Annotated in this window: 15 protein-coding genes; 14 read left to right on the top strand and 1 reads right to left on the bottom strand. The window is 45.1% G+C overall.

All coding sequences use genetic code 11. The features are described 5' to 3' along the window. Positions 1-2 precede the first annotated feature (2 nt). The 14 genes from M1K58_RS05955 (at position 3) to M1K58_RS05890 (ending at position 14,579) form a co-directional block, all read left to right on the top strand. Positions 3-881 carry a carbohydrate ABC transporter permease gene (locus tag M1K58_RS05955; RefSeq protein WP_256757736.1) on the top strand — a complete coding sequence of 293 codons (879 nt, stop codon included), beginning with the start codon at positions 3-5 and terminating at the stop codon, positions 879-881. An 86-nt stretch (positions 882-967) separates the two neighbouring features. After that, the gene (locus tag M1K58_RS05950) at positions 968-2,548 is read left to right on the top strand and encodes an extracellular solute-binding protein (protein ID WP_256757735.1); all 1,581 of its coding nucleotides are present in this window, start codon (positions 968-970) and stop codon (positions 2,546-2,548) included. A 110-nt stretch (positions 2,549-2,658) separates the two neighbouring features. Next, on the top strand, positions 2,659-4,020 hold the full coding sequence (locus M1K58_RS05945; protein WP_256757734.1) for an FAD-dependent oxidoreductase: 1,362 nt from the start codon (positions 2,659-2,661) through the stop codon (positions 4,018-4,020). A 161-nt stretch (positions 4,021-4,181) separates the two neighbouring features. Further along, positions 4,182-5,051 carry a hypothetical protein gene (locus M1K58_RS05940; RefSeq protein ID WP_256757733.1) on the top strand — a complete coding sequence of 290 codons (870 nt, stop codon included), beginning with the start codon at positions 4,182-4,184 and terminating at the stop codon, positions 5,049-5,051. Positions 5,052-5,203: 152 nt separating this feature from the next. Beyond that, positions 5,204-5,527 carry an ArsR/SmtB family transcription factor gene (locus tag M1K58_RS05935; protein ID WP_372339106.1) on the top strand — a complete coding sequence of 108 codons (324 nt, stop codon included), beginning with the start codon at positions 5,204-5,206 and terminating at the stop codon, positions 5,525-5,527. 76 nt (positions 5,528-5,603) lie between these two features. Beyond that, the gene (locus M1K58_RS05930; protein WP_256758261.1) at positions 5,604-6,131 is read left to right on the top strand and encodes an SRPBCC family protein; all 528 of its coding nucleotides are present in this window, start codon (positions 5,604-5,606) and stop codon (positions 6,129-6,131) included. Then, positions 6,128-6,511, top strand: a complete 384-nt coding sequence (locus tag M1K58_RS05925) for a VOC family protein (RefSeq protein WP_256757731.1) — start codon at positions 6,128-6,130, stop codon at positions 6,509-6,511. Before M1K58_RS05930 ends, M1K58_RS05925 begins: the two co-directional genes overlap by 4 nt. A 152-nt stretch (positions 6,512-6,663) precedes the next feature. Beyond that, positions 6,664-7,434: a DODA-type extradiol aromatic ring-opening family dioxygenase gene (locus tag M1K58_RS05920; protein WP_256757730.1), complete on the top strand. Its 771-nt coding sequence runs from the start codon at positions 6,664-6,666 to the stop codon at positions 7,432-7,434. Positions 7,435-7,552: 118 nt separating this feature from the next. Continuing rightward, on the top strand, positions 7,553-8,158 hold the full coding sequence (locus M1K58_RS05915) for a pentapeptide repeat-containing protein (RefSeq protein WP_256757729.1): 606 nt from the start codon (positions 7,553-7,555) through the stop codon (positions 8,156-8,158). A gap of 235 nt (positions 8,159-8,393) precedes the next feature. After that, positions 8,394-9,407 carry an ABC transporter substrate-binding protein gene (locus M1K58_RS05910; RefSeq protein ID WP_256757728.1) on the top strand — a complete coding sequence of 338 codons (1,014 nt, stop codon included), beginning with the start codon at positions 8,394-8,396 and terminating at the stop codon, positions 9,405-9,407. A 142-nt stretch (positions 9,408-9,549) separates the two neighbouring features. Continuing rightward, the gene (locus M1K58_RS05905; protein WP_372339105.1) at positions 9,550-10,539 is read left to right on the top strand and encodes a FecCD family ABC transporter permease; all 990 of its coding nucleotides are present in this window, start codon (positions 9,550-9,552) and stop codon (positions 10,537-10,539) included. Positions 10,540-10,547: 8 nt separating this feature from the next. Next, entirely contained in the window at positions 10,548-11,537 is a 990-nt protein-coding gene (locus M1K58_RS05900; RefSeq protein ID WP_256757727.1) for a FecCD family ABC transporter permease, read from the top strand. Positions 11,538-11,580: 43 nt separating this feature from the next. Continuing rightward, positions 11,581-13,161: a helix-turn-helix domain-containing protein gene (locus M1K58_RS05895; protein ID WP_256757726.1), complete on the top strand. Its 1,581-nt coding sequence runs from the start codon at positions 11,581-11,583 to the stop codon at positions 13,159-13,161. 107 nt (positions 13,162-13,268) lie between these two features. Further along, the gene (locus M1K58_RS05890; protein WP_256757725.1) at positions 13,269-14,579 is read left to right on the top strand and encodes an MFS transporter; all 1,311 of its coding nucleotides are present in this window, start codon (positions 13,269-13,271) and stop codon (positions 14,577-14,579) included. A 10-nt stretch (positions 14,580-14,589) separates the two neighbouring features. Here M1K58_RS05890 and M1K58_RS05885 read toward each other — a convergent pair whose 3' ends face one another. Next, complete coding sequence (locus tag M1K58_RS05885) at positions 14,590-15,483, bottom strand: deoxyribonuclease IV (RefSeq protein ID WP_256757724.1); 894 nt, start codon at positions 15,481-15,483, stop codon at positions 14,590-14,592. Positions 15,484-15,559 lie beyond the last annotated feature (76 nt).

Raw genomic sequence — 15,559 nt, 5'->3', positions numbered from 1 at the left:
CTTTGATCAAAAAAAGATTCGGGGACCGCGTGCTAGATATTGTCGTCTACTTCATGCTTGCCTTGTTTGCTGCATCTACGCTGCTCCCGTTTGCCAATGTATTCGCCAAGTCGGTAAGCGCAGAGTGGGCGGTTATCTCGGGTAAGGTTGGTTTGCTACCGGTTGATTTTCAATTGGACACGATGAAATTCGTCGTAACCTCTAGTCCCTTCCTTAAATCACTGACCGTGTCGGTCACAATCACTATAGTCGGAACGATCCTGTGCATGCTACTGACTGCAGTTACGGCTTATCCATTGTCGAAGCGTCATTTGCCAGGTATTGGCTTTATCCTTCTGTTATTTGTCTTTACGATGCTTTTCAGTGGTGGAATGATTCCTAATTATCTACTGATCCGCCAATTGGGGCTGATGGATAGCTTGTGGTCATTGATCTTGCCAGCGCTCGTTGGCGTATTCAACCTGTTAGTCATCAAGAGCTATTATGAGAACTTACCTGAGAGCTTGGAGGAAGCAGCTAAGCTGGAGGGAGCGGGAAATCTACGTATTCTCTTCAGCATTATCTTTCCGCTCAGTGGACCTGTATTGGCCACAATCTCGCTCTTCTACGCTGTATATTTCTGGAATGACTTCATAGGTCCGATGCTTTATATCAACACTCCTGCTTTAAAGCCGCTTCAGCTCTATCTACGAGATATCGTGATGGATGCGGACACCGTACAGATGGGCATTAACAGGAGCGTTGACGATATGATGAACATTACGCCAGAAGGAATTCGTGCCGCGACAGTAATCGCTTCGACCGTACCTATTCTACTTGTATACCCCTATTTGCAGAAGTATTTTATAAAAGGTGTTTTGATCGGCTCTGTCAAAGGGTAGCGCATTAATACCGACGAGGTACCCGGCGGGTTAATGATAATATACGCATGCCATGTTATTGAAAATCAAGAGGGAGGGTTTATTTCATGAGACTATCGTTAAAAAGAAATTTATCATTACTTTCGATGATTGGTGTAATTACCTTGACTGTTGCTGCTTGCGGTAACAATAACAATGAAGCAAAGAGCACATCAGCACCATCGACACAGCCCGCTTCATCGGTTGAAGCATCTAAGGAAGCACCTAGTGCATCACCAGAGGAAGCGAAGAAGCCGGACCTGAAAGCGTTGCATGTTTATCAAAATGATGATTATAATACGTATCCAGTTGCAAAGGTTATTGAAGAGAAAACAGGATATAAGGTCAAGTATGAAATGCTGCCACAGGATAAAGCAGATGATAAGTTGAATCTTCTGATCGCTTCGGGCGCTGAGTATGATTATGTGTTTATGAATGGCGGAAGTAATGGGAAAGCGTTGTATTCAGATTATGCTAAACGTGGGGCATTAACTGAAATTGGACCTCTCATTGAGGAATTCGGTCCGAACATCAAGGCAGCTATCGCTGATGCTTCATGGGAAGCCGTTAAGGTAGAAGGAAAAATTTACGCCATACCTACTAGTGCTTCGGATGGAGTCGGCTTTGACCTGATTATCCGTCAGGATTGGCTGGATAAGGTGAAATTACCGATGCCTACAACATTAGAAGAATTCACTGCAGTATTGAAAGCGTTTAAGGAGCAGGATCCTGGTGGAAATGGCAAACAAAATGTTCCCTTCTCAACCCGTGGGGATTATCCGGTCCTTCCTAATCTGAACGGAGCGTTCGGTATTGCCAACAGCTATAACGATGTTGACGGTAAGCTCGTTCCTTCAGCGCTAGATCCAAACTTTCAAAGTTATTTGGAATACATGAACGACTTATTCAAACAGGGACTACTTGAGAAGGAATTCGCAGTCAATAAAGATCCAAACCTGAAAGAAAAATTTACTAGCGGCAAGCTTGGTGTAATGCCTGCACACTGGGCAGATATACCGACGCTTACCGACGCATTACAGAAAACTCAACCGGATGCTGTTATTGCCTATATACCGTCACTTAAAGGAAAAGATGGCGTAAGCGGATTGGGTAGTAGTGGAGGCGGGTTAGATCGAATTACCTTTATCCCTAAATCCTCGAAGCATGCAGAGGACACGATCAAGTTCCTTAACGCTAAGCTGGAGAAGGAAACGCATAAGCTCATTGCCATCGGCGAGGAAGGTAAGCACTATACGTTCAAGGATGGAGCTTATACTCCAATTCTACCCATCTTCGCAGACGAGCGGAACGCGGCAAACAACTATCTGACGGGTGTAGATGAGGTTAACTATCCAATCTATTGGCAGGCCAGAGTTCGTAAGGATCCTAGATTGTTCGCAGCATGGGAATCGGTGAATGTGAAGCTACCTGTTGCGGAGAGGAAGCCGGACCTGCTTGCAACGGCTCCATACATGCCAGAATACACAAAAAATTATCAAACTCTAGGAACTTTAGTAAATGAATATGCAGTTAGGTTTATTGTCGGTAGCGAAAAAGCTGGCGATATCGGAGCCTTCCAGGAAAAATACAAATCCTCCGGTCGGGATGTCAGTCTTAAAGAAATTAATGATTGGTATACAACGAAGTAAAAGAATAGTCAGAGCTGCGAGGTAAACGTCAAGTTGCCTCGCGGCTCTATTTCATAGATTGGAAGAGCTACATTCAATGTTCTAATAAACGTTGGGGGACTGGATAAGAAATGAAGGCATATCGCATACAAGAGGAAGACATTCCGGTAAGCCGGGATACAGATGTACTTGTTGTTGGAGGTGGCCCTTCGGGAATCGCTGCTGCTATTGCTGCTGCTAGGAACGGGGCACGAACGTTGCTTATCGAGCAGCGGGGTTTTCTTGGGGGAATGGGAACAGTGGCGCTCGTGCCAGCCTTTTGCCCGTTCACGGATCATGAGAAGCCAGTCATTCGAGGAATCGGGCTGGAATTGATGGAAATAATGAAGAACAATTGTAATGAGCAATACCGCGAGCTGTACGATAAGCAGCTGGATTGGGTACCCATCGATTCTGAAGTGCTAAAGCGTGTCTACGATGATGCCGTACTCGATAGTGGGGCTGAATTGCTATATCATACGTTCGTCGGACAAATCTGTATGGATCCCTCCAGAAGTCGGATCGAGGGCGTCGTCATTGTAAACAAGACTGGGCGTTCGTTCGTGAAATGCGACTATGTGATCGACGCGACGGGGGATGCCGATATCGCGGCAATGGCAGGAGTACCTTTCCATAAGGGGGGTGAGCGAGGGGAACTGCAGCCGGGAACGATGTGCTATCTATTGACGAATGTCGATCGAAATCGCTTTACTCAGTATCTCCAAGAGAGTGGTGACATCGCACAAATCCCAATTGCCGTGCAGAAAGCACAGGCGAATGGAGACCTTCCGGAAGGTCGCAAGGAAGTTTCCGGTTTTGCTTGGATTTCCGATTACCTCGTAGGAATTAACTTCGGTCATATTTTTAACATAGACGGTACAAAAGCAGAGGATCTCACCCGAGGAGCGATCGAGGGCAGGAAGAAGGTTCAGGAGCAGCTACGATTTCTCCGAAAGTATGTTCCAGGCTTTGAGCACGCACATCTGATCTCCACAGGGGAACAGATCGGCATCCGAGAGACGAGAAGAATCGTCGGCGATTATGTTCTTGAGCAACAGGACTTCATGGAAATGCGCACGTTCCCGGACGACATTGCGAGGAATGCGTATTTTATCGATATTCACATGGCGACAAGTAAGGAAAACATGGCGATCCACCATCTGCCCCCAGGCAAATCTCATGGAGTGCCTTACCGATGCTTATTACCGATTGGCATCGACAATCTATGGGTTGCCGGCAGAGCCGCTTCTTCGGATCGTGTCGTTCAAGGCTCCCTTCGTGTTATGCCGAATTGCTTCGCAATGGGGCAGGCCGCGGGGACTGCAGCTTATATTGCTGGTTTGAGCGATGCGACTACCAGACAAGTTCCTGTCAAAGCATTACAACGGCTGCTAATTATTCAGGGAGCTTGGCTCGGAGAAGAAGCGCATAATAGGTTGGGTATGGGTGTATAAGTTCCGTAGTGATAAAAAGGAGAAGGAGCCTTCCATAGGTTCCTTTTTTCGTTCAAAATGGTAGGGAGATTTATTTGAAATGGTATTGGAATTTATCCCCAAAAATACATGGGAGTGTTACAATTAATATTCGATTGATATAGAGATTAGGGGTGTGACCTATGAAGAAACTCATTTTATTCATTGTACTGGTAGCAGGTCTCCCTGCACTATTGAGCTCCTGCAAGAACTCAGATGAAGTTAAATTCGGGAGCATCAACGCGAATACAGTGGAATCCACCCAAGCAACTGAGAGCTCATTAATGCCGACGTTAGAAGTAAAGCTGCCTCCTCCATATTCTTTAGTGAATATAAATAATGCCTTGGAAGAGTATATTAATTATCGTCTGTGGCTGTATCCCGCCAAAGTTAAACTGAATGCTTCCAGCAAAAACTTTGATCCCTATATCGGACAGGCGATAGAAGTTGAGGTCCGTGTTTATGAAGATAACTCTGGGGGGAAGAAGGTCTTCGCCCAGACAAATATAGGTGAGTGGTTGGTTGAATTCAAAATTGGGAATGGAATCGTGTATTGTGATGGACAAATTAGCAAAGAAGATATAGGACTATGGCCTGAGGGGAATGATGTAGTAGTTGGAAGCTTCGAAGTTCAAATAAAGGAGCCTCATAAACCGAATTATGGTACATCAACACGTAAGGATGCCATGATTACAGCTGCGGAGAAGCACTTAAAGGACATTTGTGATGATTTGCTCAGAGGTGAAGGTGGAGATATTTGGGTCGGAACAACCTTTTATCTTGAAGACTTTTATGAGTATACAGATGTGGTGTCCGCATGGTTGGTTAGACCCGATGGGTATGTATGGCTTTCTCCGATGTATTTTACCGAAGATAACGATGTTTATAGAGCTACAGGTATGAAAGGATTCGGTATTGATGATATAACGAAATGGGATCGGTATGACCTCACCCGCTATGCGTTCGATAAAGGGACTCAGGATGCCGTGAGAAAATTTACTTGTAACGGATGAGATAGTTGCTTTTTTGCGCTTTAATCTAGGTGGGATTTCTATTTCGAATATTCCTTGACGGAAATATTCCTTTTGGGTTATATTGATTTTACAAGGAAATACAAACTACAAACACAAAATGATATACGCGTTCTATTCCTGCAAGAGAATGGATGTTAACCATGAATCCAAGCGTCATGAGTGCCTTAGCAGAGCCTAATCGGATGCAGATTGTTGAGCTATTGCGCGAATGTCCTCTCACCGTAGGGGAAATCGCAGAACGGCTGCAACTGCGCCAGCCGCAAGCCTCCAAGCATTTGCGTGTTCTAAGTGAGGCTGGCATCGTGGAAGCTCAAGTGGACGCCAATCGTCGGATTTACAGGCTACGGCCGGATCCTTTTCGAGAGCTGGATGATTGGTTGGAGAGCTACCGTGTGATCTGGGAGAAGCGGTTCGACCAACTGGATGACTATTTGCAGAAGCTACAGAGCAAATAATAACAATGTGAACGCTGTGGAAGGACTACTTTGAACGAGGGTTGTAAACGAGGAGGAAGTTAAATTGACAAGTCAAATGGTATCCAAGGTAGAGGGAAATGTGTTAATTCTGGAGCGCGAATTCAATGCGCCTCGTGAGCTTGTGTTCCAAGCGTTCTCGCAAGCGGAGCATCTGAAGAATTGGTGGGGACCGAAAGGTTGGACAATTCCAGTATGTCATGTTGATTTCCAAGTAGGTGGAGTTTGGCATTATTGTATGAAGTGCGAGGATCCTAACCAAGGCGATTTCTATGGCATGGAATCATGGGGCAAAGCTGTGTACCGTGAAATTGTTGAGCCGGACAAGATTGTGTATGTGGATTATTTCTCCGATGCAGAGGGCAATGTGGCGGAAAATATGCCGTCAACGAACGTGACGCTGACCTTCATCCAGACGGATAGCGGAACAAAGGTCATTAGCCGCGGGGAATATGCGAAAGCTGAAGCGCTACAGCAGGTGATGGATATGGGCATGCTACAAGGTATCACAGAAACATGGAACAGACTGGTCGATCATCTGGAGTCGATACAAAAGAACGATACTAAGGGAGCGGAAAATCAATGATTAGTAAAGTTGGTCAAATTATGTTGTACGTGAATAACCAAGATGAGGCAGTAGAGTTTTGGACGGAAAAAGTAGGGTTTAGTATAATTTCTGAAGAAAATAACGGTCAAGGCATGAGATGGATTGAAATTGCTCCAACAAAGAGCGCGGAAACTACGATCATTTTGCACAATAAAGAAGTCGTTGCCAAAATGTCACCAGGAGTAAATCTAGGTACACCTTCTTTAATGTTCTTTTCGGACCATTTCGAGCAATTACATGGCGACTTGTCCAATAAAAATGTCAAAGTCGGAGACATTGTAAATTTGGGGCCTGTCCGTGTATTTAACTTTGCAGATAGTGAAGAAAATTACTTTGCTGTAATGGAAAAAAAGGAATAAAGCATACTTTAGTAAAACAATACAAGGAGCAGTTCGCTACGGCGCTACTCCTTGTTTTTCTATTGGTTTCTTCTTAGATACCTGGTTTATTTGAAGTGCCTACTTCACTAGCGATTATCTATCACTTATTCTAGTTACAAGGAGGTTAGATAATGATTTCTCCCGTTTTTTTGGCTCACGGATCCCCGTATACCACTTTCGAACAATCCGAATTCACGAAGTTCTTAAATCGATTCGGCAAAGAAAACAAACCTAAAGCCATTGTCATCTTCTCGGCGCATTTCGAAAGCGAGATCACGACAATCGCGGCCACGGACGACGTTCACGAAATGGAATACGATTATTACGGTTTTCCACCTTCATTTTATCAGGTTCAATATCCGGCTAGAGGATCCACCATTGTCGCTTCCATCGTTGAAGAACGTTTGCGCCGGCATAACATACCTTTTCAACGGAAATATCGGGGCTTGGATCATGGGGTATTTCCGATCATGATGCATGCTTACCCGGAAGCCGACATTCCCATCGTCCCCTTATCCATTAATCCGTTTTCACCTGCTAGGCAGCAAATTGCCATAGGGGAAGCGTTACAGGGTCTTGATCAAGAGGGTATTCTTGTCATCGGTAGCGGATTTTTGACACACAATTTTAATGAAATTGATCGGGAAAAGGATGCTCCACCTCGCGAATGGGCTATTCAGTTCACGGATTGGATTCGCGATAAAGTGCTCGCTAGAGATATTGAATCCTTAAGCAACTACATGACGTTAGCTCCACATGCTGCAAAAGCAGTGCCTCGTCCAGAGCACTTTTTACCTTTGCTCATTGCATTGGGAAGCAGTACGGCAAGTAGCAAATCACGCGTCTTATTCGACGACAAAATCGAGCACGGTTCAATGAGCTACTTAAGCTTTCAGTTTTAATGTCAGAAAGCATTTGAATTTCGAATAATAAAGCGCTTGACTTTGGGTTGAGATTATACAGGTACTTGACATCCGTGTGATATATTAAAAAGGATCATTTCACGGTAGGAGGTATCTTATGTTTCAACATAGTAATCAAAGTTATGAAGGAGTAAACTTCGGTACTCAAGATTTAAGTTACGGCGAGCTAATCAGTTGTACATTTAATCGTTGCTCATTTGCTAACGGGTCACTAGAGGAAATTACATCTAGCAACTGCCGTTTCATTGAATGTAATTTTCGCGGGGCATTGTTAAACAGCTCCATTCATAAAGAATCCGCGTTTGAGAATTGTAATTTTAACGCAGCGAATTTATTTGTTTCGAAATTTGAACATTGCAAAATGACAGGGTCGGATTTTTCTGGCTCCAACATGGATGGGATCACAATTTCTCAAGGCGATTGGTCATATACAAATTTGAGACAAGCCCGGTTAGTTAGACAGGACTTACGTGGGGTTAAATTCCATGAAGCGGACTTATCAGGAGCCAATTTAGAAAAAGCCGATTTAAGAGATTGTGATCTGACTATGGCGGTACTGGCAAAAGCGAAGCTGCAGGGTGCTGATGTAAGAGGGGCCAAAATGGACGGAGTCGACTTCAAAGCATTCGCCATTACGGGGTTGAGAATGGACACAGAGCAAGCTATACAGTTTGTGCTTTCTCATGGAGCCAAGGTAGGTTAATGAAAATAGGTATGGCAGAGGTTTACTAAATAAAACAAGGGGCAGCCATGGGGCTACTCCTTGTTTTATTTAGGTTTTGGACATTTTACCGCTACTCGTGATATTTGTCGAGAAAATATCGGTCAAAAAGGACATGAAATCGAAAGGTTTTTGCATGGACAGTCTATCGAACGTACGCTATTATTCTAATTAATAATGATAATCATTATTAATTAGGTTTAGGAGGATTAAGTGTATGTTAGGAAGTCATAAGGGGATTCATCGCAGATTTGGGATTTATTTTTCGGTTCTTGCACTAATGCTGACGATCCTTGCAGGATGCGGCAGCTCGGAATCGAGCAACGCAAACAACAAGACCCCAGAGTCGGTTGCGCCAGCAGCCACAGAAACGGCATCTGAAGATGGAAATACTCAAACGAGCACATCGGCAACAAGAATAGTAAAAGATTCATATGAAGATGTTGAGGTCCCGGAAAATCCCGAGCGGATCGTTGTACTGGATATCGGTGCCCTCGATAATCTACTGGAACTAGGGATCAAACCAATCGGCGCTCCTTCGATACTATCCGCTGGAGATCCTTATCCGGCCTATCTGAAGGGCACGGACGGTATTGAGAATATCGGAACGGTAAATGAACCGAATTTGGAAGCGATCGATGCGCTGAAGCCGGATTTAATTATCGGAAACAAAGACGCGCATGAAGCGATTCGCGATCAGTTGAAGCAAATCGCACCAACGGTGTATGTAGAATCCTTGGGCGTGACCTGGAAAGCCAATCTCTCGCTTCATGCGGAGACGGTGAATAAACAAGAAGCAGGCAAGAAGCTACTGGAAAACTACCAGCAAAGAATTGAAGAGCTGAAATCAAAGCTTTCCGCAAGTGAGCCCATCGAGGTTTCCTTATTCCGCCCGCGGGAAGAAAAAATCCAGATCTACCTGAAAGGTACGTTTGCGGGTAGTATAATGACCGATGCTGGCATTGCACGCCCTGCTGCACAAAGCGACGAAGGGTTTTCCAAAGACTTAACAATCGAGCAAATTGCTGATCTGGATGGAAATGTGATGCTCTGGTTTAATAGAGAGGAGAGCGCCTTCGCTAAGTTGGAAGGTAGTCCACTATGGGCGACTTTAGAAGGCGCCAAAAATAAACGCGTACATCCGGTAGACTGGGAATATTGGATGAGTGGACTTGGCATTCAAGCGGTAAATAAAGTGGTTGACGATTTGAATACTTATCTTGTCGATTAGGATAACGGCTACAGAAGGCATACCATCAGGCTTGCTTAATAAGCAAGCACTGCAAATTGATTGATCAGAGATTGGGTCGTCCTAGCGACGGCCCAATCTCTATTCTGCTATATTTTACAGTCATGCTGCGGGGGGATAGACATTGAAGATCAGATTCATAGGTTTGGCAGTCCTTCTGGTTCTTGTCATTGTAGCTACAATGATCAGTATCAGGTTTGGAATCGTAAGAATTCCTTTCCGCTCGGTGCTAAATGCGTTCTTGTCCTTCGACGGTTCACGCGAACAGTTGATCATTCGTTCCGTTAGAATGCCTAGAGCGATAATAGCGGTAATGGTAGGCAGTTCATTAGCCGTTGCGGGTTGTTTAATGCAAGTTCTTAGTCGGAACGCTCTCGCCGGTCCGGAATTGTTCGGAGTGAATTACGGTGCAGCTCTGGCTGCTGTTATTGCTTCCTTCTTATTTGGTTCGACTTCCCTTTCGATATTTGCTTGGTCGGCATTATTGGGAGCCGCGGTTTCAGGTAGCTCCGTATTTCTACTAGGATCACTAGGCAGAGATCCGTTGACACCGGTCAAGCTTGTATTGGCCGGATCTACAATAAATCTTCTACTAGCATCCTTAACGCAAGGGATACTTATCTTAAATGAACAAACTTTAGATACGATGCGATTTTGGCTTGCCGGCTCTCTTACAGGAAGGGATATCCATTTACTGGAGCAAATGCTTCCCTATATGCTGTTCGGATTAATTGCCGCATTCAGTATGGGCGGCCATATGAACGTCATTAATCTTGGTGACGATATGGCTCGTGGGTTGGGTCAGCGCGTGTTTTTCACAAAGGTTCTGTGCATCATTGTCATTGTCATGCTTGCGGGGAGCGCGGTAGCCATCGCTGGGCCCATTGGCTTTGTCGGGCTAGCGGTTCCACATATGGCGCGCTTCCTCGTAGGCGCCGACTATCGCTGGATTCTGCCTTATGCGGCTTTGCTTGGCGCGTTTCTCTTGTTAGCGGCAGATATTGCGGCACGTTTCGTGCATCCTGCTCAGGAAATCCCAGTAGGGGTCGTAACTGCCTTTTTCGGAGCGCCTTTTCTCATTTATTTGGTGCTGAGAAAGGGGGGGAGGACATAGTTTCTCTCGTGATCAAGAGACATTGGCTGTGGATCGTCCTGCTTTTACTTTTTTTAAATCTATTAGTACTTATCCTTAACATCATTCTCGGTGAAAGAGCAATTCCTGCTTTCGAAGCCCTTCGGACCGCATTGGGTTTGGGGAATGAGGAATACGCCTTTACGATTCGCCAGCTGCGGTTGCCAAGAGCATTGACCGGTTTCTTGGTAGGATGCGGCTTAGCCTTGTCAGGGACGATATTACAAATCATTACTCGTAATCCATTGGCATCGCCTGGCGTCATTGGACTTAATTCAGGAGCGGCTGCCGCTGTAGTAGCCGTAATAACGCTTATTCCATCCTTTCCAGTGAGTAGGCTTCCTGTGGTCGCATTTGGCGGGGCACTGATTGCTGCGGCATTAATATATGTGTTGTCATGGAGAAAAGGAAGTTCAACAGTACGCATGTTATTGGTCGGGATTGCCATTTCAGCTATGGCTGGAGCGCTGATTACGTACTTGTTAACAATCGGAAATATCTTTCAAGTAACGCAAGCCTCCATATGGATGGCAGGTAGTTTGTACGGGAGATCTTGGAGTCACTTCTGGCCATTGCTTCCTTGGTTGGTTCTTTTGTTTCCTTTGCTTCTGCTGTTCGCGCGACAGCTTAATCTGTTTCAGCTGGGTGATGAATCGGCAAAAGGGTTGGGCATCCGTTTAGAGACTATCCGGCTTCTTCTAATCTTGATTAGCGTGGGTTTAGCAGGTTCGGCCGTATCGATGGCGGGAACGATCGCTTTCGTTGGGCTGTTGGCTCCGCATATGGCGTTTCATTTGGTTGGAAATCCGAGTATTAAGAGGCTGCCGGTCGCAGCGCTGATCGGTGGGCTCATCGTCATGTCCGCGGATTTACTTGGGAGAATTGTATTCTCACCGTTCGAGATACCGGCCGGTTTAATCACGGCATTGATTGGAGCACCCTATATGGTCTATTTGCTGCTTCGTCGACGAATTATTTAAATCCAATGAATTATGCAGGTTTAAGGAAAGGCTGTGCTCATAGATGCTATCCCCTTCATCGGAGACTCATCCGATATTCTTACTCTCATCGGTTCGCAAGCGCAAAATCCTAAATAATTCGACTACTCGTTCGTATCGGGTTTACGTGCATTTGTTATGTTTTATTATTAAGGGAGAAGGGGTTGCTCTAATCGATGGGATGCTTTGTAAAATACGGCCTTTCGAGCTCTATTTGCTCGTTCCAGGCATGGTGATAGAGTTTTCGGAGCAAAGAGAAGATTTTGAATATTTCGGTGTATTCTTCGAACCGATTTCGCTAGCGAAATCAAAAGGGCAGCGTTCGGTGACAAAATCACTATCTTTGGCAGGTTCCTTCCTTCCCGGACAACTTCCGATCCGGCATCCACAGCAGGTGTTTCAACATATCCTTCAAATGTATGAAAAAAGCAGAGGACAGCAGAAGGAAAGTCACTTCTCGCTAAGACTACAACTAGAAGCCTTAATCAATGGCATTATCGAAAGCGTTGAGGACTCCTCAAATGTGAGTGATGAACGCATAGATCGAAGCATCTTCTATATGGAGCAGAACTATCAAGAGAAAATCAGCATGGAAGAGCTGGCTGATACAGCATGCATGGCATCAGCCGCGTATTCCCGTAAGTTCCGCAAGGTTACAGGATTATCTCCAGTTGAATATTTAAGCAATATTCGAATAGATCGGGCAAAGCAGCTGTTAAAACATGATTATAGCCGCGTCAAGGAAGTGGCCGCTTCTGTAGGCTTTCGCAGCGAATTTTATTTCAGCCGAATGTTCCAGCGTGTCGTTGGCGTTTCTCCTACTGTCTATATGAAACGAAGTACATTAAAGATAGCTGTGGCATCCTCGCTCGGATTCCATGATCATTTGCAACCGTTAGGCATCGAACCGGTTTGCGTAGTGGATTTATTCCAATATCCTGGTTTGGCGCAGGGAGAGTACGTGGAGATGTTGCGCGATCAGTTGGAGGAGTTGAAGCGTTCCGCTCCTGACCTGATCTTAGCCGATCACTATCATATGGAATTTAAGAATTCACTTAAAGAGATCGCATTCCCAGTCTTTCTTGACTTTTCCGTATGGGATTGGAAAGGGAACTTCATGAAAGTCGCCGATCTAGTCAACCGACAACGTGAAGCCGAGCAAATATTAAGCCGCTTGGAATTGCGTATTGCAGACGCCCGGCAAGAACTGCATCAAGCTCTGGGTGATGAACGCGTTACGATCATGCAAGTCAGTCATCGTGCTGTCGGCATCCAGGGAACGGCAGGTCACCCGTTAAATGAACTGATCTATGGAGAGCTTTCTTTGAAGTCCGGCGCTCAACAATCTGAATCGACGTGGAGAATGGAGGTGTTACCGGAGTCCATGCCTGTCTTGGAGACGGAGCATCTATTCATCCAGAAGCACCATGTCTTGGCTGGCAGTGAGAAGATGTTCGATGGGCTAACTCGGACAAAGGCTTGGTCTGAGATACCGGCGGTTCGCAAAGGGAATGTCAATCTGATCCCGAACTGGTTCGTGATGAGTTGGACGCCGAAGGGGCGACTAGTCATTATTGATTGGCTTGTGAATAGGATTGTGAAATAACATAACGATTATATATAATCAATAGAAGAGATGAAATGCAGTGTAGTGATAGGTAGTGCTTCCTATGTAGGCATCATTCTTAACAACTTGAAAGGTGGTTCAAAGCGATGCCGCATGATCCTCATAGTAAGTCAAACAGTCCAATTCGAGGGTACGTCGATTTCCCTGATAGACAGAGACAATTGTATAAACGCTCGCTTCTCATTGTAGTGCTATCCCAAATTTTCGGGGGTGCAGGGCTTGCTGCCGGAGTTACTGTCGGAGCGCTCCTTGCACAGGATATGTTGGGAACGGAAAGTATTACTGGCGTACCCACGGCCTTGTTCACCTTAGGATCTGCTGTGGCCGCCTTGCTAATAGGACGACTTTCACAACGTTATGGGCGCAGGTTAGGAATCTCCGCAGGATTCTTCATAGGTGGCATTGGGTCGATTGGAATAATCATCGCTGCACTCAATCAAAATATTGTTCTTTTGTTTGCGTCTTTGCTTATTTACGGTGCTGGAACGGCAACAAACTTACAAGCGCGTTATGCAGGAACAGATTTAGCTAACCCCTCGCAACGTGCGAAAGCGATTAGTATCGCCATGGTATCGACAACTTTCGGAGCCGTTGCTGGACCCAATTTGGTGGACGTTACCGGACGATTTGCTACATCAATCGGAGTTCCAGCCCTAGCGGGTCCGTTTATTTTAGCTGCTGCAGCTTACCTCCTTGCAGGTATGATCATTTTTATATTCCTCCGGCCGGACCCCTTGCTTGTAGCGAAAGCGATACATCAAGCACAGTCAGAGAGGGATCCATCTGCAGCACAAAAGACAACGCCTAAAAGTAACAATAAAGGCTTAGTTGTCGGGGCAACAGTCATGATCTTAACTCAAATGGTTATGGTCGCTATAATGACAATGACGCCTATACACATGAAGCACCATGGTCATAGCTTGCAAGATATAGGATTAGTCATTGGCATCCATATCGGTTCGATGTACTTACCTTCCCTAATTACCGGTGTTCTAGTTGATAAATTAGGTCGCACAGCCATGTCGATAGCATCAGGAGTCGTTCTCTTGTCTGCCGGTATCGTTGCAGCTGTTGCTCCAGCTGATTCGATGTGGATACTCATTATTGCTCTTTCTTTGCTGGGAATCGGGTGGAACTTTGGCTTGATCAGCGGAACAGCCATTATCGTAGATGCGACAGATCCATCGACCCGCGCCAAAACCCAAGGAACGATTGATGTGTTAGTTGCACTTTCGGGGGCGACGGGGGGAGTATTATCGGGAATGGTCGTTGCAAACACCAGTTACGTTACGCTTTCTCTTGCGGGCGGGTGCCTTGCATTATTACTAATTCCGGTAGTCATATGGTCAAACAAACAACAAAAGGCAGTGACATCAGACAGTATATCGTTGAACTAAATAGGGTTACTTAGCCATTAATTTTTACGATCTTAGTAATGGGTTCCGATATTTCTCTTCTAAGCAGAGAGATTTCATGTTTGTAAGGTGCATCTTTGTATTTGATTTCACCGATTGAAGGTGTCTCCAACAATTTAGGAATCTGAGTGAGTTGAGGGTGATGCACAATATAATCAAGAGCATTTAGACCGATGTATCCGTGTCCGATATTTTCGTGTCGATCTTTTCTTGACCCTCGTTCATTTTTAGAGTCATTAATGTGAAGCACTTTCAATCTGTTTATCCCAATCACACGATCAAACTCTTCAAGAACGCCGTCAAAATCATTGATGATATCATATCCGGCATCGTGAATGTGACAAGTATCTAAACAGACGGACAAACGATCATTCTGGTGAACTCCAGCAAAGATTTTCGCGAGCTCTTCGAAACTTCGACCGCATTCCGTGCCTTTTCCAGCCATCGTTTCCAATGAAACCTGTACGTGACTAACCTCAGATAAAGCATCATTCAATCCGCGAATAATTTGTTTGATCCCTTCCTCACTACCAGCACCTACATGAGAGCCGGGGTGCAACACTAATTGTTCAGATTGCAAGCTTTCTGTCCGTTTTATTTCCTCATGTAGAAACGTTACGCCAAAGTCAAAAATCTCTTTGTTTTTCGTGTTCGCTAGGTTAATGAGAAAGGGGGCATGAACAACTATGTTTGATATTCCGTGTAGTTTCATGTGGGCGTGACCACGTTCAATATTATATTGATCAATTGGTTTACGTTTGGAATTCTGAGGAGCTCCAGTATAGATTAAGAAGGTTGAGGCTCCATACGACGCCGCTTCTTTACTTGCTTGTAATAACATCTCTTTGCCACCCATAGAGACATGGGATCCTATTAATAGAGTCATTTCAACCTCCACTTATGTTTGAGACTTTACTATTCAACATAACATCAGCTTTACGAAAAAGAAAATGGGGATGCAT

It is taken from the genome of Cohnella sp. WQ 127256 (assembly GCF_024519285.1).
In the GTDB taxonomy this organism is placed as follows: domain Bacteria; phylum Bacillota; class Bacilli; order Paenibacillales; family Paenibacillaceae; genus Cohnella.
Note: the sequence above shows the minus strand (reverse complement) of the source record. Positions and strands in the feature narration are given on the sequence as shown.

Bases quoted from the DNA above. Each gene is read 5' to 3' on its own strand.
- M1K58_RS05950 (WP_256757735.1), top strand. From the start codon at position 968: ATGAGACTATCGTTAAAAAGAAATTTATCATTACTTTCGATGATTGGT.
- M1K58_RS05945 (WP_256757734.1), top strand. From the start codon at position 2,659: ATGAAGGCATATCGCATACAAGAGGAAGACATTCCGGTAAGCCGGGAT.
- M1K58_RS05940 (WP_256757733.1), top strand. From the start codon at position 4,182: ATGAAGAAACTCATTTTATTCATTGTACTGGTAGCAGGTCTCCCTGCA.
- M1K58_RS05935 (WP_372339106.1), top strand. From the start codon at position 5,204: ATGTTAACCATGAATCCAAGCGTCATGAGTGCCTTAGCAGAGCCTAAT.
- M1K58_RS05930 (WP_256758261.1), top strand. From the start codon at position 5,604: ATGGTATCCAAGGTAGAGGGAAATGTGTTAATTCTGGAGCGCGAATTC.
- M1K58_RS05925 (WP_256757731.1), top strand. From the start codon at position 6,128: ATGATTAGTAAAGTTGGTCAAATTATGTTGTACGTGAATAACCAAGAT.
- M1K58_RS05920 (WP_256757730.1), top strand. From the start codon at position 6,664: ATGATTTCTCCCGTTTTTTTGGCTCACGGATCCCCGTATACCACTTTC.
- M1K58_RS05915 (WP_256757729.1), top strand. From the start codon at position 7,553: ATGTTTCAACATAGTAATCAAAGTTATGAAGGAGTAAACTTCGGTACT.
- M1K58_RS05910 (WP_256757728.1), top strand. From the start codon at position 8,394: ATGTTAGGAAGTCATAAGGGGATTCATCGCAGATTTGGGATTTATTTT.
- M1K58_RS05895 (WP_256757726.1), top strand. From the start codon at position 11,581: ATGCTATCCCCTTCATCGGAGACTCATCCGATATTCTTACTCTCATCG.
- M1K58_RS05890 (WP_256757725.1), top strand. From the start codon at position 13,269: ATGCCGCATGATCCTCATAGTAAGTCAAACAGTCCAATTCGAGGGTAC.
- M1K58_RS05885 (WP_256757724.1), bottom strand. From the start codon at position 15,483: ATGACTCTATTAATAGGATCCCATGTCTCTATGGGTGGCAAAGAGATG.